The following is a 20,502-nucleotide window of genomic DNA, read 5'->3' as shown; positions in this document are numbered from 1 at the left end:
GTCATGATGCCAGCCGGGTGATCAAGGCTCGGCGGGCCGCGTTCCGGACGCGCACCACCAGAACCTGGACAACGACAGTCGCCCCGGCGGCGGCTGCGAACGCGGCGATGCCGAGCGGGACGGCGAGAACGGCGAGCACGAAGCAGAAGGCCGCGAAACCGAACAGGCCGGTGATCACGCCTGTCAGAGCTCGCGCGGTGATCACGGACCCGTGCTGCGCGTGGACGAAGCCTGCCAGAACGCTGGTAGCGATCGGGAACGGCGCCAGCAGACCGGTCCAGCCCGGGCCGAGCGCGGTGGATGCCGTGGTGATCACGAGCACCAGGCCGCTGGTGGCCGCGGCACGCCCCAGCAGATCCCACCTCGGTGGCGGTGACGATGTCGAGTCGGGCGGGTGGTCCGGCTCGGGTTTCGGCATCGCGACCACCGCGACCGCGGTCGCGGTGAGGGTGCACACGAACGCGACGAGCACCGGAACACGGAGGAAGGACAGCGCGAAGTCCGCGCAGAGCACAGCGGCCCAGGTCGTCGCCGTGGTGACGAACCAGCCCGCCCGCCGGCCGACGTGGGCGAACACCACGGCGAACACGGCGAGCGACACGAGTCCGAGCAGCGACGAACTGGCTGCGCTCTCGAGGAATGCGGCGCCGTGCTGCTGGTAGGTGATGAACAGGATCGGCCCGGCCACGATCGGCAGCCCGACGAGCACTCCCGCGACGGCCGGTCCCCACCTGCGGCCGGCCAGAGCGGAGACCACGACCAGAGAGGGCGCCAGAAACAGTTTCAGCAGAAGAAGGTCCACTTGATGGCAGTGTGCCACACGGACCGGGCAGCAGGGCCGAGGCGATCACCGCGCAGGTTCCGGCTGCGGTGCGGTGTTCGCTGCGGGTGCGCCGCGAACCGCCACGCGCACAACGATGACGGTGTAGGCGCAGAGCACGAGAAGACCGGCCCACCAAGGCAACGGGTAGTACCCGGCCGAAGGCGCGTAGTGCGCGATCACCTGTGAATACTCGACTCTTGTCTGCCCGACGGCGAAAGCGGCGGCCGGCGTGAGCCGCAACAACCACTCGGCGACCGGGTCGGGCAGCAGTGGCAACGTCGTCACCGCATAGGGAAGCGCGATCAGCGACAGTCCGATGAGGACAGCTGCCCAGCCACGGCGCGCCCACACACCGAGCGCGAGAACGAGAACGGCACAGAGTGCGAGCACAGTTGCGATGCCGACGACCAGCCGCACGGTGGTCAGCACGGACATCGGCTGCACCGGAACACCGTTGGTCTTCAGGATCGCCGTGCTCAGCGGGAGAACGACGGCGACGGCCACCAGTCCGGTGACGAAGGTGGCCGTCCCGGTGATCACGGCTCGTGCGGCGATCACCGGTCGAGACTGGTGCGCCGCGCGGGCGCCGTGGCGTGCCGCGACGACGATCACGATGATCAGCGCGATCACCAGGCCGGTCAGGGACTTCTCGGCACCACGTGTGCCGCCTTCGCCGAGCGGGCCGATGTCGCCGACGCCGCTGATGGTGACGACGCCGTCCTTCTCCACCGACCCCGACGCGTTGTGGTACTTCTCCCAGTCGGTGTGGTTCATGTCGCCGACCGGCTCGCTCTGCCACGTGCCCACGGTGCCGCCCTGGACGGTGATGTTGTCGAAGACGCCGACCGCCTGGGTGAACCGGACCTGTTCGATCGCGCCGCCGAGGCCGGTCCTGCGGAGGGTGAGGTCGCCGGGGGAGGTGGCGAAGAGGCCGACCTGTGCGGTGGCGGGAAGTCCGTCGAGCTGCACCGTCGCCACGGTGTGCCAGCGTTCGCCGTCGGCCGACTCGGAGCCGGTGATGGTGTCGCCCGCACGGGTCAGGCGCAGCCAGCGAGGTGACTGTTCCGTGGCGCCGGTTCCTGCGACGTCGTGCCGGTAGTTGTGCTGGAAGCGCACGCCGTGGCTGCCGGTCATCATCAGCGCGGCGTACTGCGAGCCCTGCCGGACCCCGTCCTTGATGATGATCCCGGCCTTCGCCCACGGCACCAGGCCCGGCACGATCTGGTCGTGGCCGGGCGGGGGATAGGTGATCGTCCCGGTCATCGCGGTCAGCCGGACCGTGATGCTGCCCTGTTCGCCCAGATCGCGATGCCGGAACCAGAACTGGTCGCTCACCACGGAGCCGTTGTCGGCGGTGGGAACGGCCGGGCAGGGACCGTCGCAGGACGAACGGTTGCCCACGGCGTAGAGCAGGCCCAGCGAGATGATCGCGAGGGCAGCGGTGGCCAGTGCGGCCAGGCGGCCGAGGCTGCGGAAGGCGGTCCATTCCCGCCGGAGGAGCTTGGTCGACATGGGTTCTGTTCTAGGCAGCGGCCGGGAACACGGGCCGAACCACGTCTGTCATGCCGTTGTTAGGTCGGTCAAGGCATGCTGAGCGCATGATCGGTCAGCGGAGACGCACGGTGCAATGGCGGTTCACGATCCTGTACGCCGTCGTGTTCCTGTTGTCCGGCATCGGACTTCTCGTGCTGACCTTCCTGCTCTCGGGTGGCAGCGCGAGCGACGTCGCCCCGTCCGGGAACCAGAGCGGTTCCGCAGAGCTGAGAATCCGGCTGCTGGAGGAGCAGTTGAGCACGGTGCACGAGCAGCAGGCCCGCCAGCTGCTGGCCGGTTCGGTGCTCGCGCTGATCGTGATGGTGGTGGTCTCGTTGCTCCTCGGCCGTGGCCTGGCACAGCGCGTGCTGCGACCGCTGCGGCTCATCACCGGTGCCACGCGCCGCATCTCCGCCGACAGCCTGGACCAGCGGCTCGCCGTCACCGGCCCGGCCGACGAGGTGAAGGACCTCGCGGACACCATCGACGAGCTGCTCGAACGGCTGGAGACGTCGTTCACCGCTCAGCGCCGCTTCGTCGCCAACGCGTCCCACGAGCTCCGCACACCCCTGGCGACGATGCGCGCCTCGCTGGACGTCGCCGTCGCCAAGCCCACCCCCGCCACGTCGACGGTGGCGCTGGCGGACCGCCTGCGAACCCAGCTGGACCGGGTCGACCACCTGCTCGACGGCTTCCTCGTGCTGGCCCGCGCGCAACACGGCGCGCTGGCCGACGCCGCCCTCGTCGACCTCGGTGACCTGGTCGACACGGCGTTGCGCGAACGGAGCGCCGACACGCGGAGCAAGGGCCTGACCGTCACAGTGGACCTGCCGCCGGGGATGACGACCGTCGGCAGCCCGGCGCTGCTGGCCCGACTGGTCGGCAACGTCGTCGACAACGCCGTCACGCACAACGAGCACAACGGCTGGATCAAGATCTCCGGATCGGCTGACGAGAACGAGACGGTGCTGGTCGTCGACACCGGCGGGCGAGTCCTCGACCAGCAGGACGTCGACCGCCTTCTGCTGCCCTTCGAACGTCTCGGCGAAGCCCGCACCGGCACCGCGGGACTCGGACTGTCCATCGTGGCCTCGGTAGCCACCGCCCACAACGGCCACGTCACTCTGCTCGCCCGGCCGGAAGGCGGCCTGCGGGTGACCATCCACCTCCCGGCATCATGAGGATCCTCGTCGTCGAGGACGACCACGCCCTGGCGGAGGTCCTCGCCGAAGGTCTGCGCGACCAGGGCATGGCCGTCGACCTGGCCCACGACGGACTGACCGCCGCCGCCAAACTGGACCTCACCGCCCACGACGTGGTCGTCCTGGACCGAGATCTCCCCGGCCTGCACGGCGACACCCTGTGCCACATGATCACCGAACGGCCGGAGCGCCCGATGGTGCTGATGCTGACCGCCGCGAGCACCCCTGGCGACCGAGTCAGCGGCCTGACGCTGGGAGCCGACGACTACCTCGCCAAGCCCTTCCACTTCCCCGAACTCATCCTGCGCATCCAGGCCCTCGCCCGGCGCAAACCGCACGCGCGTCCCCGCACCCTGCACGCGGCCGGGATCGAGCTGGACCCGTTGCGGCGCACCGCTGTTCGCGACGGGCGCCAACTCCAGCTCTCGGTGAAGGAGTTCGCGGTGCTGGAGGCGTTGCTGCGGGCGAGTCCTGGGTTCCTGAGCGCTGAAGCCCTGCTCGAACAGGTCTGGGACGAGAACGCCGATCCGTTCACCAACACCGTGACGGTGACGGTGGGGCGGTTGCGGCGGAAGCTCGGGAGTCCGGCGGTCATCGTGACGACGCCGGGCATCGGTTACCGCATCTCCTGACGGCGGAACCATGACAGTTGTTGGCTCCCGATACGAGCATGAAGAGCGATAGCCTGCTCGGCATGTCCGAAGACGGCGAAGTTTCCTCGGCGGCAGCACCACTGGTGAACCTCACCCGCCTGCAGCCTGTGGCGATCACTTCGGTGTGGCCGACCGAGCCACATCACTTCACCCCGTGGCTGCTCACCAACGCGGATCTGCTGAGTGAGGCTCTCGGGCTCGACGTCGAGCTGGAATCCCGGGAGTACAAGGTCGGGAAGTTCTCCCTCGACATCATCGGACACGAGGTCGCGACTGGCACACCCGTGATCGTCGAGAACCAGTACGGATCGACGGACCACGGCCATCTCGGTCAGATCCTGACGTATGCCGGTGGAACGAAGCCGACCACAATCGTCTGGATCGCCGAGCACTTCCGGGAGGAGCACCGCGCCGCACTGGAGTGGCTGAACACCCACACCGATCCCAGCATCCGCTTCTTCGGCGTACGTCTTGCGGCCGTCACCCTGAACGGAGCACCTGCCGGCCTGATCGCCCCGTGGCTGGAGTTGGTGGTCAAACCGAACGACTGGGAGAAGCTCGCGATGGCCGCCGCCTCGGCGGGAGCGGCGGGCCCGACCCAGACCCAGCAGCTCTACCAACAGTTCTGGTCTCTGTTCGAACCGCGGGCGAAGGAAAAGGGCTGGACGAACGCCTCCGCGCCAGCACAGAACTGGTGGAGCATGCCGACCGGGGTTTCCCACGCGATCTGGTCGGTGTCCTACGCAACGTTCGGCTGCCGCTCGGAACTCTACTTCGAGCATCCGGACGCCGAGATCAACCTCCTGCGCTGGCAGGTGCTCAACGCCCGCAAGGAGGAGATCCTCGACGTGTTCGGCGATGACTTGATCTTCGACGATCTGCCCAACAACAAGGGCTGCCGTGTCGAGGCCAGACTGCTAGGTCCGAAAATCGGTGAACAGCAGCGGTGGGAAGAGGTGCTCACGTGGATGCTCGACACCCAGGCACGCCTTCGCACCGCGGTGAGCCGAGTGGGTGGAGTGCCGAGCCTGACCGAGGACGCGGCACTCCCAGCCGGCGAAGGCTGATCCCAGCAGCGTCGCTCTGCACGACGAGCCAGACGGTCAGTCGGTGCACGGCGGCGCGGTCGACTCGCGCACCACGAGAGTCGTCGCCAACTCCACCCGCGTGCTGTTGAGAGTCTCACCGGCCGCCAGCTGGAACAGCGCCTCGGCAGCCGCGCGCCCCATCTCGGCGAACGGCTGCCGCACGGTCGTGAGCGGCGGCGACGCCCACCGGCTGGGCGACATGTCGTCGAAGCCGACGACGCTCAGATCCTCCGGGATCCGCAGGCCGCGAACGCGAGCAGCGGCCATGACCCCGAGCGCCTCAGGATCGTTGGCCGCGAAGACCGCAGTCGGCGGGTCGGGCAGGTCCAGCAGGTCCAACCCTGCCTGGTACCCGCTCTGGAACGTGAAGTCGCCAGGCCGGACGAGGTCGGGATCCGGAGTGATGCCCGCCGCGGCCAATGCGGCGTGGTAGCCGTGCAGGCGCGCGACTCCGCACAGCGCGTCAGCTCGTCCCTCGACCATGCCGATGCGCCGGTGGCCCAGTTCGGTGAGGTGTTAAGCAGGGGCCCGGCAGATCCCGGCCGTGCTCTACGAGGCGGCGGTCATCGACGGCGCCGGTCCGTTGCGCCAGTTCTTCAGCATCACGTTGCCGCAGCTGCGCTACACGATCATCACGTCGTCGACGCTGATGCTCGTGGGGTCGTTGACCTACTTCGACATCGTGTTCGTGCTGACCGGGGGAGGGCCCGGCAACGCGACACGTCTGCTGCCGCTGGACATGTACCTGACCGGGTTCTCGAACAACGACATGGGCAGGGCGAGCACCATCGCCGTTCTGCTCGTGGTGGTCGGGGTCGCGCTGTCGCTCGGCCTGTCCCGCCTCGCCCGGTTCGACCGCGGCAGCCAGCAGGAAGGAATGGGATGACGTCTCGCACGCGCCCGAACATCGCCGGTGGTCTCGGCGGTTTCCTCTGGCTGATCGTGATCCTCGTGCCGGTCTACTACGTGGTGGTCACCAGCCTGCGCAGCCAGGCAGGGTTCTTCGACGGCAACCCTCTCGCGCCACCGGCCGACCCCACGCTCGACAACTACAAACTCGTTCTCGACAACGAGTTCGCCTCGTACTTCGCCAACAGCGTCATCGTCACCCTGGCGACCGTCGTGATCACCGTCGCGATCTACGACGGCCTCACGGTCTGGAACGGGTTCCTGTTCCCGTTGATCCTCACCCAGAGCCCGGAGTAGCGGGTGCTTCCGCTCGCGCTGTGGTCCTTCCAGGGCCAGTTCACCGTGAACGTCCCCGCGGTGCTCGCCGCCGTCGTGCTGTCGACCGTTCCCGTCCTCGTGCTCTACGTCCTGGGCCGCCGTCATCTCGTGAGCGGCATGACGGCCGGATTCGGCAAGTAGCCCATCACCGCAAAGGAAACCCATGCCATCGAACGACCGCATCGAGGCACTGCTCGGTGAGATGACCCTCGAAGAGAAGATCGCCCAGCTCGGCAGCGTCTGGCCAGGCGCCTCGCACGGCACCGACGACGAGGACGGCGCGGTCGAGAACGTCGCACCGATGCAGGACATCTTCGCTCAGCAGGTCGACTTCGAGACCGCGACCCGGCACGGGATCGGTCACCTCACCCGTCCGTTCGGCAGCAAGCCGGTGGATCCCGCCGAGGGTGCGGCCGCGCTCGCGGAGCTCCAGCGCGGGCTCGTGGAGAAGACCCGGCTGGGTATTCCGGCGATCGTCCACGAGGAGTGCCTGACCGGCTTCACCGCCTACCGCGCCTCGGTGTTCCCCGCTCCGCTCGCGTGGGCCGCCACGTTCGACCCCGCCCTGGTCGAGCAGATGGCGCACGCGATCGGCAGCGGCATGCGCCAGGTCGGTGTCCATCAAGGACTGTCACTGGTGCTCGACGTCGTGCGGGGCTACCGGTGGGGACGCGTTGAGGAAACCCTCGGTGAAGATCCGTACGTGGTCGGGATGATGGCGTCCGCCTACGTCCGCGGCCTGGAGAGCGCGGGCATCGTGGCCACGCTCAAGCACTTCGCCGGCTACTCCGCCTCGCGCGCGGCCCGCAACCACGCACCCGTCTCGATGGGGCGGCGCGAACTGCACGACGTCATCCTCCCGCCGTTCGAGATGGCCGTCCGCGAGGGCGGCGCACGTTCGGTCATGAACTCCTACAACGACAACGACGGCGTGCCCGCTGGAGCCGACGAGTCGTTGCTGACCGGAATCCTGCGCGACGACTGGGGTTTCGAGGGCACCGTCGTGTCGGACTACTGGTCGATCGCTTTCCTCGTGTCGATGCACCGCGTCGCCACCTCCAACGGTGAGGCGGGCGCACTCGCGTTGCGCGCGGGAATCGACGTCGAACTGCTCGACGCCCTCTGCTACCGCGAAGATCTGCTCGACCAGGTCCGTTCCGGTGCTCTCGAAGAGAAGTACGTCGATCGCGCGGTCCGGCGCGTGCTGCGCCAGAAGGCCGAGCTGGGTCTCCTGGACGACGACTGGGCGCCGGTGCCGCCGGGTCCCGTCGACCTCGACCCACCCGGCAACCGGGACATCGCCCGCCGGCTCGCCGAGCGCGCCGTCGTGTTGCTCGACAACCCGCAGGGCGTGCTTCCGTTGGCAGCCAACGCCTCAATCGCCGTCGTGGGCCCTTGCGCGGACGATCCGCAGGCGTTCTTCGGCTGCTACTCCTTCCCCAACCACGTGCTGCCCCGCCACCCCGACCTGCCGCTCGGCATCGAGGCGCTGTCCCTGCTCGACGCCCTGCACGCGGAACTGCCCGGCGCGACCATCACCTCGTCGCCCGGCTGCCCGATCAAGGACGACGACCGGTCGGGCTTCACCGCCGCGACCGACGCCGCACGCGCCGCGGACCTGTGCGTTGCCGTCGTCGGCGACCGCTCCGGCCTCTTCGGCCGCGGCACGTCCGGTGAAGGCTGCGACACCGAGGACCTGAGCCTCCCGGGAGTGCAGGACGAGCTCGTCGAAGAGCTGCTGGCGACCGGAACCCCGGTGGTGCTGCTCGTGGTGTCCGGCCGCCCCTACGCGCTGGGCCGGTACGTGAACAGGGCCGCAGCGATCGTGCAGGCGTTCTTCCCCGGTGAGGAAGGCGGTCCCGCCCTTGCCGGCGTGCTCAGCGGCAGGGTGGTGCCCAGCGGAAAGCTGCCCGTGCAGATCCCCGCCCTGCCCGGCGGGCAGCCCGGCACCTACCTGCACCCGCCACTGGGCGGGAACACCCAGGGCGTCAGCAACCTCGACCCGACACCGGCGTACCCGTTCGGCCACGGCCTGTCCTACACGACGTTCGCCTACGCCGATCTCGCGTTGTCCGCGGACCCCGGTCCCGGCCGACGGCGAGATCACCATCAGCTGCGAGGTGAGGAACACAGGCGGGCGCGGCGGGGAGGAAGTCGTGCAGCTCTACTTCGACGACCCCGTCGCGCAGGTGACCCGCCCCGTCCAGCAACTCGCCGGCTGCGCCCGTGTCGCCCTCGAACCGGGACAACGCGCCCGAGTGACGTTCCGCCTGCACACCGATCGCCTCGCCTTCACCGGCCTGGACCTGCGGCGGATCGTTGAACCCGGCCGGTTCGACATCGCTGTCGGCGGTTCGTCGCTGGACACGCCGTTGCGTGGATCCTTCACCGTGACCGGCGGCATCCGGACCGTTGACGCGAACCGGGTGCTGACGACTCCCGTCGAGGTGGTGCATCAGGCGGACGCCGCGGAATCCTGACGTGTGGAGCCCGAACCCCGCGGCGATGGGGAACCGGAAAGACTTCGACGGGCGTTGGGACAACCTTGGTGCACTGGCGCGCGTCGAGGACTGACGTGGACGTTTCCAGTTCAGGCCTGTTGATCTGGATGAAGGGCTCCTTCATCCACGTGAACTGGTCCCCGGAAGTTGGACTGGCTAACTGAAGGTTAGGCCGTGAGGGCCTGGGCTCGGTATTCGACCGGGCTCAGGCCCTTGAGCGTGGTGGAGATGCGGGTGGTGTTGTACCAATCGAGGTAGTCGTCCAGGGCTGCGGTGAAGTCCTCGATGGTGTCGAACGTGTTGTGGTGGAACAGTTCTTCCTTGAGGTGGCCGAAGAAGTTCTCGGCGATGGAGTTGTCCAGACAGGTGGCCCGCCGCGACATTGACTGGGTCAGGCCCGCGTCGTCGAGCAGCTTGCGCCAGGAGGCGTGCTGGTAGTGGAAGCCCTGGTCGGAGTGCACCAGCGGTGCGGCTCCGGCGGGCAGGGTGGCGATCGCCGCGCGCAGCGAGGAGTTCGTCAGTTCCAGCGACGGGGACAGGCCGTGGGTGTAGGCGATGACGGACCGGTCGAACAGGTCGATGACCGGTGACAGGTAGAGCTTGCGGGCGCCGATGCGGAACTCGGTCACGTCGGTGACCCACTTCGTGTCCGGCGCGGACGCGCCGAACTCGCGGTTCAGCACGTTCTCGGCGATCGTGCCGGTCTGCCCGAGCCAGGACCGATACCGCCGCGGCCGGCGGACCTTGCAGACCAGGCCGAGGATGTTCATCAGCGTGAGCACGGTCTTCTTGGCCACCTGCCAGCCGGCACGGGTCAGCACCGTGTGGATCCGCCGGTGCCCGTAGCGGCCACAGGCCGCGTGGAACGCCTCGGTGATCGCGGCCTTGAGCCCGGCCTGCGGGTCGGGCCGGGTGAGCCGGGCCTGGTGGTAGAAGAACGTCGACCGGGCAAGACCTGCGACCTCCAGCAGCACCGGCAGCGGGTAGTCGGTCTTGAGGGTGGCGATGACCTGGGCTTTCACCCTCGCCTTTGTTCCCTCAAGGCCCGCAATTTTTTCAGGTAGGCGTTCTCCGCCGAGAGCCGCAGGTTCTCGGCCCGCAACTGTTCCAGCTCGCTCGGCCCGGAGGAGTCCGCGGCAGCGGCGGGCCGACCTTTGGGCTTGGGCCGCAACCCTTCCTCGCCCTCACGCCGATACGCCCGCACCCAGTTCTGCACGAGCCTGGGCGAGGACAGCTCGTGCTCCCGCGCCAGCTCGATCGCGGTCGCTTCACCGGCCACGAACCGGCGCACGATCTCGAGCTTGACCTCGAACGTGAACGACCGCTTGCCCGTCATCGCCACCAACGCTCCTGGGCCTCGCAGCCTCCAACGATCACGCAAGCGTCGCACCGCGGTCGCGGACACACCCAGCCGGGTCGTCACAGCAGCTCTGCCATACCCGGCCTCGAACAACGCGACAGCAGCCTCCTGCTGCCGCTCAGACAACGAACTGTGTCGATGCAACGAACCGCTCCCCAAGAGTCGGAACTGGATTCCCAGTCCAACTTCCGGGGAGCGGTTCAGTCGATGAAGGGGCCCTTCATGGCGCTGGCTACGTCACGGCAAGGCGCACCAGAACATGAGGACGGAAGCTTGGTTTCGTTTCCTCGACTGCACTTTCACTCGATCGTGAGGCCCTGAGCCCCCTTTGCGGTTTTTGATCACGAATAAAATTGTGGGCATGGAAGCGGTCGAGGTCCTCGATGCTCTCGATTATCACCACAAACAGATTGCCTATCACCAGGCGCAGTCGTTGCGTGTGCTCGCGGAGTACGCGATCGCGTGTGAGGGCGAGGAGTTCTTCGACGCCGAGATCGCGGCGGCGATGCGCTGGACGTCGCGCTGGACCACCGACCAGATCGCCCTGGCGCTGGACCTGGCGTCCAGGCTGCCGCAGACGCTCGATGCCCTGGAGAAGGGGGAGATCGACTTCTACAAGGCCCGCGTGCTGCACGACCAGACCATGCCGCTGTCGGCCGACCTGGCCGCCGAGGTGGAGGCCCGCGTGCTGGCCAAGGCCGCAGGCCAGACCGGCGCACAAATGCGCCGGCTCACGCGCCGCGTGGTGATGAAGGTCGACCCGGAAGGTCACCGGGAGCGCGCTGAGGAACGCAAGAAGCAACGCTGCACCGGCCTGGACTCAGTCGAGGACGACATGGCGCGGATCTGGGCTTTCCTGCCCGCGCACCTGGCCGCCGCGTGCTCGGCTCGGGTCGACGCGATCGCGCGTCAGGCCCACACGCCGTCCGACCCACGCACGCTGGACCAGACCAGGGCGGACGTGTTCGCCGACCTGCTGCTCGCCACCCCCGACAAGACCAGCGCGGTCAAAGTCGAGCTGTACGTGACAGTCTCAGCCGCCACGCTGATGGGCTTGTCCTCACAGCCCGGCGAACTCGCGGGCTACGGCCCGATCACCGCCGAACTGGCTCGTAACCTGGCCGGAGACGCGACCTGGCGGCGGTTGCTGACCGACCCGGCCACCGGCGAGGCCCTGGAGTTCGGCACCGCCACCTACCGCCCACCCGCAGCACTGCGCCGGTTCGTGTGGACCCGTGACCGGACCTGCCGTTTCCCGGGTTGCATGCGCCCCTCGCACGAGTCCGACCTCGACCACACGGTCCCGTTCCCGCGCGGCTCGACCTCGGCGGCGAACCTGGGCGCGTTCTGCCGCCGACACCACCGCGTCAAACACCGCACGGCCTGGCAGGTGAGCCAACCTAACCCCGGCAGATTCTGCTTCCGCAGCCCCGCAGGAAAAAACTACGAACGCCACCCCGAACCAGTACTCGGCGATCCACCACCATTCTAAAAATTTGCAACCCGCACCTAAGCACCTGTTTCCGAGCTTGAGCAGGTGAGAGCCCTGTGGTGTGCATACAGAGGAACTCCTGGTAGATCGGACGTTGTCGAAGCGCCGTTCTGCCAGGAGTTCCGTTGTTGTCGTGCCCGATCCCCGCGGGCGGTTCCACCCCGGGTCCCGCCTGTTGCCGCTTGGCCGTCACACATCAGCCCGGTCGGCGGGTGAGCCGGTATCCCACCGACATCGCCGACGCCCAATGGGCCGGGCTCGACCCCCTGCTGCCCGATCCGGCGTGCCTGGCCGGTCGTGGCGGACGGTGGGAAAAGCACTGCCGCCGGCTGATCGTCGACGCGATCCTCTACGTGGTCGACAACGGCATCAAGTGGCGAGCCCTGCCCGCCGACTTCCCGCCCTGGCCAACTGTCTTCAAGCGCTTCACCGCTTGGGAGAAGGCCGGCACCACCCAGCGACTGCTGGACGCGTTGCGCGGCCGTGCCCGGCCGGCGGACGGCCGCAACGTCGCCCCGTCGGCGGCGATCATCGACTCTCAGCCCGTGCGAGCGGCGCCTACCGTGTCCACGTCGACCCGCGGTTATGACGCGGGCAAGAAGGTGCAGGGACGCAAACGCCACATCGCCGTGGACACCCTCGGGCTGCTGATCGCGGTGCTGGTGACCCCAGCATCCACATCGGACAGAATCGCAGCCCGCTCCCTGTTGCGGCGCCTGCGGTCCGCCGCCGGACGGCGGGTCCAACTCATCTGGGCGGACGGCGGCTACACCGGAACCCTGCTCGGCTGGGCACGCAATACCCTCGCGCTGACAGTCGAGATAGTGAAACGGCCCGACCTACCGCATTTCACGGTGCTGCCACGGCGGTGGGTGGTGGAACGGACCCTGGCATGGATCACCAACCACCGCCGCTGCGCCCGCGAGGCAATGGTGCGATGGTCGATGATCCGCATCACCGTCCGACGACTCACGCAGCCTCAGTAGCTCAGAAACAGGCACTAAGCTTGATCTTTAACCCGTTCGTCGTGGCTTGGTGCCTTTCTTGTGGTGGGCAGGGCGTTGGTAGGCCTCGCCGGTCGCCAGGATGCGTCCGACGTCGTGGCGGGGAGCCCGGCACTGGTTTGTGGTGCCGGGTGGCCGTCCGGGGCCTGGGCGGGAGGGTTTCGGTGCGCTCGCTGGAGAGGTCATCTTCGCGCGGATGTTGCGAAATCCGCGTCGGACCCGAGCGGGGGTGAGCCGTTCTGGCGGGGTGGGCTTCTCCCAGGGGCGGCGCAGGTCGGTGGCCAGTAGCCGGGCGAGCCGGAGCTGTGTGTGCACGATGATCATCAGCCAGGTCCAGCGGTCGGCGGCCTCGGGATCGCGCAGTTTCGGGACGGTCCAGCCCAGGGTTTGCTTGAACAGGCGGAAGGTGTGCTCGATGTCGAAGCGGCGCAGGAACATCTGCCAGCAGCGGTCGACGTCGGCTTCGGAGGCGCCGGTTTGCGACCACCACAGCCAGACCGGTTTCGCCTCGCCGCCGTGGGGCAGCCGTTCGACGGTCAGCCGGATCACCGTGCCCTCGATGATCGGCAGTGGTCCCTGGTGGTCGGTCCAGGCCGCTCGGCTGGTGAGCTTGGGGTGCAGCCGGTCCCAGGCCTGTGCGGTGGCGGTGCCGTAGAGGCGGGTGCCGGTGGTGGTCGTGGCCTGTTCGGTGCCCCAGGTGGCGGGGTCGCCGAAGGCGAACTCGGCGCCGTGGCGGGCCGGGCGGCCGGGGCTGGGGCCGGGCCGCAGTGGTGGCGCGGGACGGCGCAGCACGCGGTCGGCGCGCATCCGGCCGAGGATCTGCACCGGCAGATCGGCCAGCAGGTGGGCGATGCGCGGGGCGTCGTAGCCGGCGTCGAGCACGACCAGGATTTCCGGGTCGCCCTCGCGCCATTGACCGGTGGTGATGAGCCGGTGCACGACCTCGCGGACCTGCGCGGTGCTCACCGCCGCGACATCCGCGCCGGGGAGTAGCCGGATCGCGTCGAGCAGCGCGGTCCACGAGGTGCGGCCGGTCTCCAGCGCCGCGACGACCGAATAGGGCCAGCCGGGGATCATCAGGTGCTGGCCCTTGCCGCGGCCGTAGGTGTGGCAGAACGACCGCTGTGGTGAGGTGTTCGCGTCCGGTCGCAGCCACGGCGACACATCCACCGCCAGCACGATGCGGTCATCGGCGGCTCTGGGTAACCGTTGCGCGGCAACAAGATTACGCAGACGGGCGAGATCGACCCGGCCGTGGTTGATTCCGTCGTAGAGCGCGCCGTGCCCGCGCTGGTGCTCCGGCGCCAGCGACAGGCCGACCAGCGAGCGGACCGGACCGTCGGTGCACAGCACCGCGTCGGCCAGCTCGAACAACGCATCCGCCCGAGCCGTCAGACACCCGTAGAACTCCTCGCGGAACCGGGTCAACTCCCCGAGTGCCGCCTTCTGATCGGGATCGTGCACACTGATCACCGCAGCCCTTGTGTCGATCGTTCTTCTGTCGCAAGACGAATGATCAACCAAGGGCTGCGCTCATGATCAACCAGGGTGCAGGTCACCGCTGCCGAGGTTAAAGATCAAGCTAGGTGTTTGAGCATGCAGTCGCGGAGTCGCGGATACGTGGAACGATCGAGAACTCCCCTCGGCCGGATCACCACGCAGTGGCCGAGCAGGTCGGCGTCGAGGGTCAGTTGGTCCGCGGTCATCGGTCCGCGTCGGCGCGGGCGCCGATGCTGGTCAACGCCGCTGAGATGGACCGGCTCAGCGGGAGGTAGCTGTCCAGGCCGCTGATCTCCATGGCGCGCAGGACAGCACGTGTGCCGACGACGATGCGGAGTGCGATGGTGCGGCTGAGAGCTGTCTCGTGAGCCCGCACGAGGATGTTCAGACCGGTCGAGCCCATGAACTCGACGTTCGTCAGGTCGACGATGACCGCGCTCGACGTCGTGTCGAGGCACGAGAACAGGGGATCACCCGCAAGGACGACCCCAACCCGCCCAACCTAGTGCGCACTGATCGCGCTTATGAGGTGGTGCCCGTGTCCGCCGGGCCGGCGACGCCACTCGGGACGAGGACGCCTTGCCCCACACCGGTGCCTTCATCTCGTTCCTGCTGCAGGAATGCGGTGCGAATTCGTCCGTACGGACGGGCGTTGGCGAGTGTCACGTGGATTCTGCGGGGTAGCCCCTGCGCTGCGCGGCACCTGCCGTGCGGGTCGAAGGGGGACCATGACCACGCTGAAGCCCACACCGGTCATCGCGCACCCGACGCCGGCCACTCGGGGCCGCAAGGGCGCCGCGTTCCTGAAGCTGCTGAACACCACCGATCACAAGCTGATCGGGATCATGTACATGGTCACGTCGTTCGGCTTCTTCATGATCGGCGGCGTGATGGCGTTGCTGATGCGCGGCGAGCTGGCGCGGCCGGGATTGCAGTTCCTGTCCAACGAGCAGTACAACCAGCTGTTCACCATGCACGGCACCGTGATGCTGCTGCTGTACGCGACGCCGATCGTGTTCGGGTTCGCGAACTTCGTGGTGCCGTTGCAGATCGGGTCGCCGGACGTGGCGTTCCCGCGCCTGAACGCCTTCTCGTACTGGCTGTTCCTGTTCGGCGGCCTGATCGTCGTCAGCTCGTTCATGACCCCGGCGGGCGCGGCGGACTTCGGCTGGACCGCGTACACGCCGTTGTCGAGCGCGACGCACTCCCCCGGCATCGGTGGTGACCTGTGGATCTCCGGGCTCGTGGTCGGTGGTCTCGGCACGATCCTCGGTGCGGTCAACATGATCACCACCATCGTGTGCCTGCGGGCGCCGGGCATGACGGCGTTCCGGATGCCGATCTTCACCTGGAACATCCTGGTGACGTCGATCCTGGTGCTGCTGGCGTTCCCGATCCTGACCGCCGCGTTGCTCGGGCTGCTCGCCGACCGGCACTTCGGCGCGCACGTCTTCGACCCGGCCAACGGCGGTGTGATCCTGTGGCAGCACCTGTTCTGGTTCTTCGGCCACCCTGAGGTCTACATCGTGGCACTGCCGTTTTTCGGCATCGTGTCGGAGATCTTCCCGGTGTTCAGCCGCAAACCGCTGTTCGGCTACAAGGGCCTGGTCTACGCGACGATCGCGATCGCGCTCTACTCCGTGGTCGTGTGGGCGCACCACATGTACGCCACCGGCGCCGTGCTGCTGTTGTTCTTCTCCGCCACCACGTTCATCATCGCCATCCCGACCGGCATCAAGTTCTTCAACTGGATCGGCACGATGTGGAAAGGCCAGCTGACGTTCGAGACGCCGATGCTGTTCAGCCTCGGGTTCATCGTGACGTTCCTGTTCGGCGGCCTGTCCGGCATCCTGCTCGCCTCGCCGCCGCTGGACTTCCACGTCACCGACACGTACTTCGTCGTCGCGCACTTCCACTACGTGCTGTTCGGCACGATCGTGTTCGCCACCTACGCCGGCATCTACTTCTGGTTCCCCAAGATCACCGGCCGGATGATGAGCGAACCGCTGGGCAAGCTGCACTTCTGGACGACCTTCCTGGGCTTCCACGGCACGTTCCTGGTTCACCACTGGCTCGGGAACCAGGGCATGCCCCGCCGCTACGCCGACTACCTGCCCACCGACGACTTCACGTTCCTCAACACCTTCTCCACCATCGGATCATTCGTGCTCGGGCTGTCGGTGCTCCCGTTCGTGTACAACGTCTTCCGCAGCCGCCTTTACGGCGAACCATCCGGTGGAGACGACCCGTGGGGCTTCGGCAACTCGCTGGAATGGGCGACGACCTCTCCCCCACCGCGGCACAACTTCCACGAGCTGCCCAGGATCCGGTCGGAGCGCCCGGCGTTCGAGCTGCACCACCCGCACATGGTCGAGCGGATGCGAGACGAGTCGCACGTGTCCATCACGAAACGCGGGCCCGCCGGCATCGACAAGACCACCGACCAGGTGCTCGCGCCGACCGACCGCGAGACGAAGCACTGAGCCGTGGAGCCCGCGCTCGTGTTTGAAGCTCAACGAAGTGGGCACAGGCAACGTATGGGAATGCGAGATCGCCTCGGAGACCAGTCGCTGCAGCTCCTGCTCGAGGGCTACGCCTGGCTGCCGGGCCTGCGGCGCAGCACCGGCAGCGACGTGGTCCGGACGCGTGTCATGGGCCAGCCCGCCCTCGGGTTGTGCGGGCCGGAAGCCGCGCAGTTCTTCTACGACGAGAAGCACGTGCAGCGGCACGGCGCGATCCCCGGACCTGTGCTGAGCACGCTGTTCGGTCACGGCGCGGTGCACACGCTGGACGGCGACACGCACCGGCAGCGCAAGAGCCTGTTCCTGTCGCTGGTGACCCGTGAGTCGATCGCCTCGCTGGTCGCCTGCGTGGCGGCCGCGTGGGAGGACACCGTCGTCGGGTGGCGCGCGGGCCGCGAGGTCGTGCTGTTCGACGAGGCGAGCCGGGCGCTGACCGCGGGCGTGCGCCGGTGGGCCGGCGTTCCGGTGGAGACCCACGAGGTGGCGGACCTGGCAGCCGATCTGGTGGCGATGGTCGACGGGTTCGCCACGGCCGGACCGCGGCACTGGCGTGCCCGCAAGGCTCGCAATCGCCGTGAAGCCTGGCTCGCGTCGCTGGTGCAGCAGGTGCGCGACAACGAGCTCGACGCACCGCCCGGTTCGGCCCTCGAGGTCGTCGCCGGCCACCGTGAAGCGGACGGCGAGCTCCTCGACCCGCACACCGCAACGGTGGAGCTGCTGAACGTGATCCGGCCGACGGTCGCGGTGTGCTGGTTCGTCGCGTACGCCGGACATGCGCTGCACCGGTGGCCGCAGCACCGGGAACCACTGCGGGCAGGCGGTGACTTCGCCGTGGCGTTCGCACACGAGCTACGCCGGTTCTACCCGTTCGCGCCGTTCCTCGGTGGCCGCGCCGCACAGGACCTGACGTGGCAGGGCGAGCACGTGCCGGAGGGTTCCCTTGTCCTGCTGGACCTCTACGGCCAGAACCACGACAGTCGCTTGTGGACGAATCCGTACCGGTTCGATCCGCAGCGGTTCGTGGGCCGTGAGATCGGTGACTGGGAGCTGGTGCCGCAGGGCGCCGGTGATCCGCACACCGGGCACCGCTGCCCCGGCGAACCGTTCACCGTCGCGCTGCTCGCCGAGCTGTGCACCCGCCTGGCCTGCCTCGACTACGACGTGCCCGAACAGGACCTCACGATCTCGTTGAGCAGGATTCCGGCGCGTCCGCGCAGCGGGTTCGTGCTCAGTCCAGCGCATCGGCGATGAGCTGAGGTTGAACAGCGTCCGCACGGGAACACCTGCGGTGCCGTAGTCCCGTCTCGTCACGAGGTGCCCGCAGATGCCAGAAGACCAGTACACGCGCCAGGACCCCAGGGAGCAGTACCCGCGCCCCGGCGACCAGGAGGGCCAGGAGCAGCCGCATCCCGGCACCGACCGGCGGATGGGGCCGGAGCCCGACCACGGCGAGCGCACCTACCGGGGCAGCGGACGCCTGCCCGACGTCAAAGCCGTGATCACCGGCGGGGACTCGGGCATCGGCCGCGCCGCGGCAGTGGCGTTCGCCCGCGAAGGCGCGGACGTGCTGCTGTCCTACCTGGAAGAGGAACAGGCCGATGCCGAACGCACCGCCGAACTCGTGCGCGACGCCGGCCGGGAAGCCGTGCTGGTACCAGGCGACCTGCGCACCGAGAACGCGTGCCGCGAGCTGGTCAAGCGCGCCGAAGAGGAGTTCGGGCGCATCGATGTCCTGGTGAACAACGCGGCGTACCAGATGGCGCAGAGCGACGGCCTGCTCGGCATCAGCAGCGAGCAGTTCGACCGGGTGTTCAAGACCAACATCTACGCGATGTTCTGGCTGTGCAAGGCGGCGGTGCCGCTCATGCGTCCTGGCTCCACGATCATCAACACCTCGTCGATCCAAGCGTTCATGCCCTCGCCCCCGCTCATGGACTACGCGGCGACCAAGGCCGCCATCGTCAACTTCACCAAGTCCCTCTCAGCCGACCTCATCGGCAAGGGCATCAGGGTCAACTCCGTCGCCCCCGGTCCGGTGTGGACGCCGCTGATCCCCGCGACGATGCCCGCCGAGAAGGTCGACGACTTCGGTGCGCAGACGCCGATGGGCCGTGCCGCACAACCCGCCGAGCTGGCACCGGTCTTCGTCTTCTTCGCCTCGCAGGAGTCCAGCTACATCACCGGCGAGGTCCTCGGCGTCACCGGAGGCCAGCTGCTCACGTGACTCGTTTACCCGGACACCGGCGCCGACGTGTTCGTCACGTCCCTCGCCTACGCCACCCTCGACGGCTGGCGGCGCCACATGGCCCAGCACGGCGAAGAACGTCTCACCGCGACCCTCGCGCTGGCGCACTCGACCCGCGCCGCGATCCACGACCTGCCCGGCCTGCGCCTGATGGGCGAGAACGAGTCCCGTCAAGATGTGCGTCGACGTGTCCGAACTGGGCATCAGCGACTACCAGGCCACCGACTGGCTGCCTGCGTGAGCACCAGCGCATCACCCTCGGCCTGTCCGACCACCGGCGCGTCGTCGCGCAGTTCACCGACTCCGAGCTGAAGAGCTTCCGCGTCGTGGCACGGACGCCGTGACACGTGCGCGTGCCGCCGGATGGGCGGTCCGCGGTGGGGTACCCGCAGCCATGAACCTTCACGAGGCGTTACGAGCTGTCGAGAACCTCCGGGCCGCCGACCGGCCGGCGGCCGTGGTGGCGGCGGTGGCCCGACGGCTGCTGCGGCCGCCGCACCTGCGCGAGGTGCTGCGCGGATCCTGGCTCGGCCACCCCCTCCATCCCCTGATGATCACCGTGCCGATCGGAGCCTGGGTGTGCGCGTCCGCGCTGGACGCCCAGGCGGGCAACGAGGACGCGGCGCGTCGCCTCACCGGCATCGGCCTGGCAGCGGCACCACCGACCGTTCTCCTGGGACTCGCGGACTACGACCGGCTCGGACGGCGGCAGCAGCGGGTCGGGGTGGTGCACGCGATCACCAACACCGCCGCGTTGGCGTGCTTCACCGCCTCTTACGCCGCGCGACGGCGAGACGCCCACACCGAGGGGAAGCTGCTGAGCCTGCTCGGGCTGACGGCCCTGGGCGTGGGCGGCGCGCTCGGCGGCCACCTCGCCTACGCGCTGGGCGCTGGCGTGTTCCGCTGGCAGCGCCCCGCGGAGGACGACAACGTGCGCCCGTTCGAGGCGCGGCGATCGACCCGACCGGTCCGTTGACAGCACCACTCACTCGTCGGCGGGCTCCAGCTGCACGACGAGCCCGCGGACGGCGAGCACCGTCGACTCCGGGCTCTCCGGCAGCACGAACTCGACATCGACCGGTCCGCCGTCCCAGCGCAACGTTTCCCGCGCGGCCAGACGAATCTCACCACCGGGCTGGGTGACGGTCGCCGCATCCTGCTCCAGCACGACGGTCCCGCCGTCCTCGGCACCACCCGCGTCCGGCAGCTCGGCCACCAACCGGATCCCGGCGACGACGTCGCACTCCCCGGTGAAGTCCAGGACCATCGTCTTGGACCGCAGCGTCACTTGGGCGCCGTCAACGCGGCAACGAGTTCGGGTCATACGTCAGCCCTACCCGTCGACGTCAGGA

General features: G+C 68.4%; 17 protein-coding genes and 4 pseudogenes. 12 read left to right on the top strand and 9 right to left on the bottom strand.

The window, feature by feature from the left end:
- Nucleotide 1 precedes the first annotated feature (1 nt).
- The gene (locus ACFOWZ_RS27420; RefSeq protein WP_382376772.1) at nucleotides 2–802 is read right to left on the bottom strand and encodes a hypothetical protein; all 801 of its coding nucleotides are present in this window, start codon (nucleotides 800–802) and stop codon (nucleotides 2–4) included.
- A gap of 45 nt (nucleotides 803–847) precedes the next feature.
- Nucleotides 848–2,335 (bottom strand): hypothetical protein, encoded by a 1,488-nt coding sequence (locus ACFOWZ_RS27415; RefSeq protein WP_382376771.1) that lies wholly within the window; start codon nucleotides 2,333–2,335, stop codon nucleotides 848–850.
- A gap of 86 nt (nucleotides 2,336–2,421) precedes the next feature.
- Between ACFOWZ_RS27415 and ACFOWZ_RS27410 the strand changes: the two genes are divergently transcribed.
- The 3 genes from ACFOWZ_RS27410 (at nucleotide 2,422) to ACFOWZ_RS27400 (ending at nucleotide 5,278) form a co-directional block, all read left to right on the top strand.
- Nucleotides 2,422–3,537: a sensor histidine kinase gene (locus ACFOWZ_RS27410; protein WP_382376770.1), complete on the top strand. Its 1,116-nt coding sequence runs from the start codon at nucleotides 2,422–2,424 to the stop codon at nucleotides 3,535–3,537.
- Nucleotides 3,534–4,190 (top strand): response regulator transcription factor, encoded by a 657-nt coding sequence (locus tag ACFOWZ_RS27405; RefSeq protein WP_382376769.1) that lies wholly within the window; start codon nucleotides 3,534–3,536, stop codon nucleotides 4,188–4,190. Before ACFOWZ_RS27410 ends, ACFOWZ_RS27405 begins: the two co-directional genes overlap by 4 nt.
- Before the next feature lie 62 nt (nucleotides 4,191–4,252).
- Entirely contained in the window at nucleotides 4,253–5,278 is a 1,026-nt protein-coding gene (locus ACFOWZ_RS27400; protein WP_382376768.1) for a DUF4268 domain-containing protein, read from the top strand.
- 36 nt (nucleotides 5,279–5,314) lie between these two features.
- Here the strand turns inward: ACFOWZ_RS27400 and ACFOWZ_RS27395 are convergent, their stop codons facing one another.
- Nucleotides 5,315–5,803 (bottom strand): substrate-binding domain-containing protein, encoded by a 489-nt coding sequence (locus ACFOWZ_RS27395; RefSeq protein ID WP_382376987.1) that lies wholly within the window; start codon nucleotides 5,801–5,803, stop codon nucleotides 5,315–5,317.
- A 16-nt stretch (nucleotides 5,804–5,819) separates the two neighbouring features.
- On the opposite strand from ACFOWZ_RS27395, the pseudogene ACFOWZ_RS27390 reads away from it, so the two are divergent.
- The 3 pseudogenes from ACFOWZ_RS27390 to ACFOWZ_RS27380 all read left to right on the top strand — a co-directional run.
- Nucleotides 5,820–6,185 (top strand): annotated as a pseudogene (locus ACFOWZ_RS27390) (carbohydrate ABC transporter permease); the annotation flags it as partial.
- Nucleotides 6,182–6,667, top strand: a pseudogene (locus tag ACFOWZ_RS27385) (hypothetical protein). The pseudogenes ACFOWZ_RS27390 and ACFOWZ_RS27385, both read left to right, overlap by 4 nt.
- Before the next feature lie 22 nt (nucleotides 6,668–6,689).
- Nucleotides 6,690–9,006 (top strand): annotated as a pseudogene (locus ACFOWZ_RS27380) (beta-xylosidase/alpha-l-arabinosidase).
- 188 nt (nucleotides 9,007–9,194) lie between these two features.
- Here the strand turns inward: ACFOWZ_RS27380 and ACFOWZ_RS27375 are convergent.
- The 3 genes and pseudogenes from ACFOWZ_RS27375 to ACFOWZ_RS27365 form a co-directional block, all read right to left on the bottom strand.
- The gene (locus ACFOWZ_RS27375) at nucleotides 9,195–10,049 is read right to left on the bottom strand and encodes an IS3 family transposase (protein ID WP_382376767.1); all 855 of its coding nucleotides are present in this window, start codon (nucleotides 10,047–10,049) and stop codon (nucleotides 9,195–9,197) included.
- Nucleotides 10,046–10,363 carry a transposase gene (locus ACFOWZ_RS27370; protein WP_382376986.1) on the bottom strand — a complete coding sequence of 106 codons (318 nt, stop codon included), beginning with the start codon at nucleotides 10,361–10,363 and terminating at the stop codon, nucleotides 10,046–10,048. Before ACFOWZ_RS27370 ends, ACFOWZ_RS27375 begins: the two co-directional genes overlap by 4 nt.
- Before the next feature lie 18 nt (nucleotides 10,364–10,381).
- Nucleotides 10,382–10,513, bottom strand: a pseudogene (locus ACFOWZ_RS27365) (helix-turn-helix domain-containing protein); the annotation flags it as partial.
- Between the two features lie 202 nt (nucleotides 10,514–10,715).
- Here ACFOWZ_RS27365 and ACFOWZ_RS27360 point away from each other — a divergent pair.
- Together ACFOWZ_RS27360 and ACFOWZ_RS27355 are read left to right on the top strand one after the other, a co-directional pair.
- Nucleotides 10,716–11,879 (top strand): HNH endonuclease signature motif containing protein, encoded by a 1,164-nt coding sequence (locus ACFOWZ_RS27360; RefSeq protein WP_382376766.1) that lies wholly within the window; start codon nucleotides 10,716–10,718, stop codon nucleotides 11,877–11,879.
- Nucleotides 11,880–12,091: 212 nt separating this feature from the next.
- Complete coding sequence (locus ACFOWZ_RS27355; RefSeq protein ID WP_382376765.1) at nucleotides 12,092–12,865, top strand: IS5 family transposase; 774 nt, start codon at nucleotides 12,092–12,094, stop codon at nucleotides 12,863–12,865.
- 27 nt (nucleotides 12,866–12,892) lie between these two features.
- Here the strand turns inward: ACFOWZ_RS27355 and ACFOWZ_RS27350 are convergent, their stop codons facing one another.
- Both ACFOWZ_RS27350 and ACFOWZ_RS27345 read right to left on the bottom strand, forming a co-directional pair.
- On the bottom strand, nucleotides 12,893–14,347 hold the full coding sequence (locus ACFOWZ_RS27350) for an NF041680 family putative transposase (protein ID WP_382376764.1): 1,455 nt from the start codon (nucleotides 14,345–14,347) through the stop codon (nucleotides 12,893–12,895).
- Nucleotides 14,348–14,585: 238 nt separating this feature from the next.
- The gene (locus ACFOWZ_RS27345; RefSeq protein ID WP_382376985.1) at nucleotides 14,586–14,849 is read right to left on the bottom strand and encodes an STAS domain-containing protein; all 264 of its coding nucleotides are present in this window, start codon (nucleotides 14,847–14,849) and stop codon (nucleotides 14,586–14,588) included.
- Nucleotides 14,850–15,111: 262 nt separating this feature from the next.
- Here ACFOWZ_RS27345 and ctaD point away from each other — a divergent pair, with 262 nt between their 5' ends.
- The 4 genes from ctaD (at nucleotide 15,112) to ACFOWZ_RS27325 (ending at nucleotide 20,126) form a co-directional block, all read left to right on the top strand.
- Nucleotides 15,112–16,866 (top strand): aa3-type cytochrome oxidase subunit I, encoded by a 1,755-nt coding sequence (gene ctaD / locus ACFOWZ_RS27340; RefSeq protein WP_382376762.1) that lies wholly within the window; start codon nucleotides 15,112–15,114, stop codon nucleotides 16,864–16,866.
- 60 nt (nucleotides 16,867–16,926) lie between these two features.
- A complete protein-coding gene (locus ACFOWZ_RS27335) occupies nucleotides 16,927–18,156 on the top strand; it encodes a cytochrome P450 (RefSeq protein WP_382376760.1) in 1,230 nt (409 codons plus the stop codon).
- 73 nt (nucleotides 18,157–18,229) lie between these two features.
- Nucleotides 18,230–19,129: an SDR family oxidoreductase gene (locus ACFOWZ_RS27330; protein WP_382376759.1), complete on the top strand. Its 900-nt coding sequence runs from the start codon at nucleotides 18,230–18,232 to the stop codon at nucleotides 19,127–19,129.
- A gap of 415 nt (nucleotides 19,130–19,544) precedes the next feature.
- Nucleotides 19,545–20,126, top strand: a complete 582-nt coding sequence (locus ACFOWZ_RS27325; protein WP_382376758.1) for a DUF2231 domain-containing protein — start codon at nucleotides 19,545–19,547, stop codon at nucleotides 20,124–20,126.
- Nucleotides 20,127–20,135: 9 nt separating this feature from the next.
- Here ACFOWZ_RS27325 and ACFOWZ_RS27320 read toward each other — a convergent pair whose 3' ends face one another.
- Nucleotides 20,136–20,438 carry a hypothetical protein gene (locus ACFOWZ_RS27320; RefSeq protein WP_382376757.1) on the bottom strand — a complete coding sequence of 101 codons (303 nt, stop codon included), beginning with the start codon at nucleotides 20,436–20,438 and terminating at the stop codon, nucleotides 20,136–20,138.
- Between the last annotated feature and the right edge of the window lie 64 nt (nucleotides 20,439–20,502).

The sequence above is a fragment of the Lentzea rhizosphaerae genome (assembly GCF_042649515.1).
GTDB classification, from domain to species: domain Bacteria; phylum Actinomycetota; class Actinomycetes; order Mycobacteriales; family Pseudonocardiaceae; genus Lentzea; species Lentzea aerocolonigenes.
The sequence above is the reverse complement of the archived record's forward strand: the minus strand, read 5'-3'. Positions and strand labels throughout refer to the sequence as shown.

Coding starts and splice junctions, on each gene's coding strand:
- ACFOWZ_RS27405 (WP_382376769.1), top strand. CDS start 3,534: ATGAGGATCCTCGTCGTCGAGGACGACCACGCCCTGGCGGAGGTCCTC.
- ACFOWZ_RS27335 (WP_382376760.1), top strand. CDS start 16,927: ATGCGAGATCGCCTCGGAGACCAGTCGCTGCAGCTCCTGCTCGAGGGC.
- ctaD (WP_382376762.1), top strand. CDS start 15,112: ATGACCACGCTGAAGCCCACACCGGTCATCGCGCACCCGACGCCGGCC.
- ACFOWZ_RS27410 (WP_382376770.1), top strand. CDS start 2,422: ATGATCGGTCAGCGGAGACGCACGGTGCAATGGCGGTTCACGATCCTG.
- ACFOWZ_RS27325 (WP_382376758.1), top strand. CDS start 19,545: ATGAACCTTCACGAGGCGTTACGAGCTGTCGAGAACCTCCGGGCCGCC.
- ACFOWZ_RS27400 (WP_382376768.1), top strand. CDS start 4,253: ATGTCCGAAGACGGCGAAGTTTCCTCGGCGGCAGCACCACTGGTGAAC.
- ACFOWZ_RS27370 (WP_382376986.1), bottom strand. CDS start 10,363: ATGACGGGCAAGCGGTCGTTCACGTTCGAGGTCAAGCTCGAGATCGTG.
- ACFOWZ_RS27415 (WP_382376771.1), bottom strand. CDS start 2,335: ATGTCGACCAAGCTCCTCCGGCGGGAATGGACCGCCTTCCGCAGCCTC.
- ACFOWZ_RS27330 (WP_382376759.1), top strand. CDS start 18,230: ATGCCAGAAGACCAGTACACGCGCCAGGACCCCAGGGAGCAGTACCCG.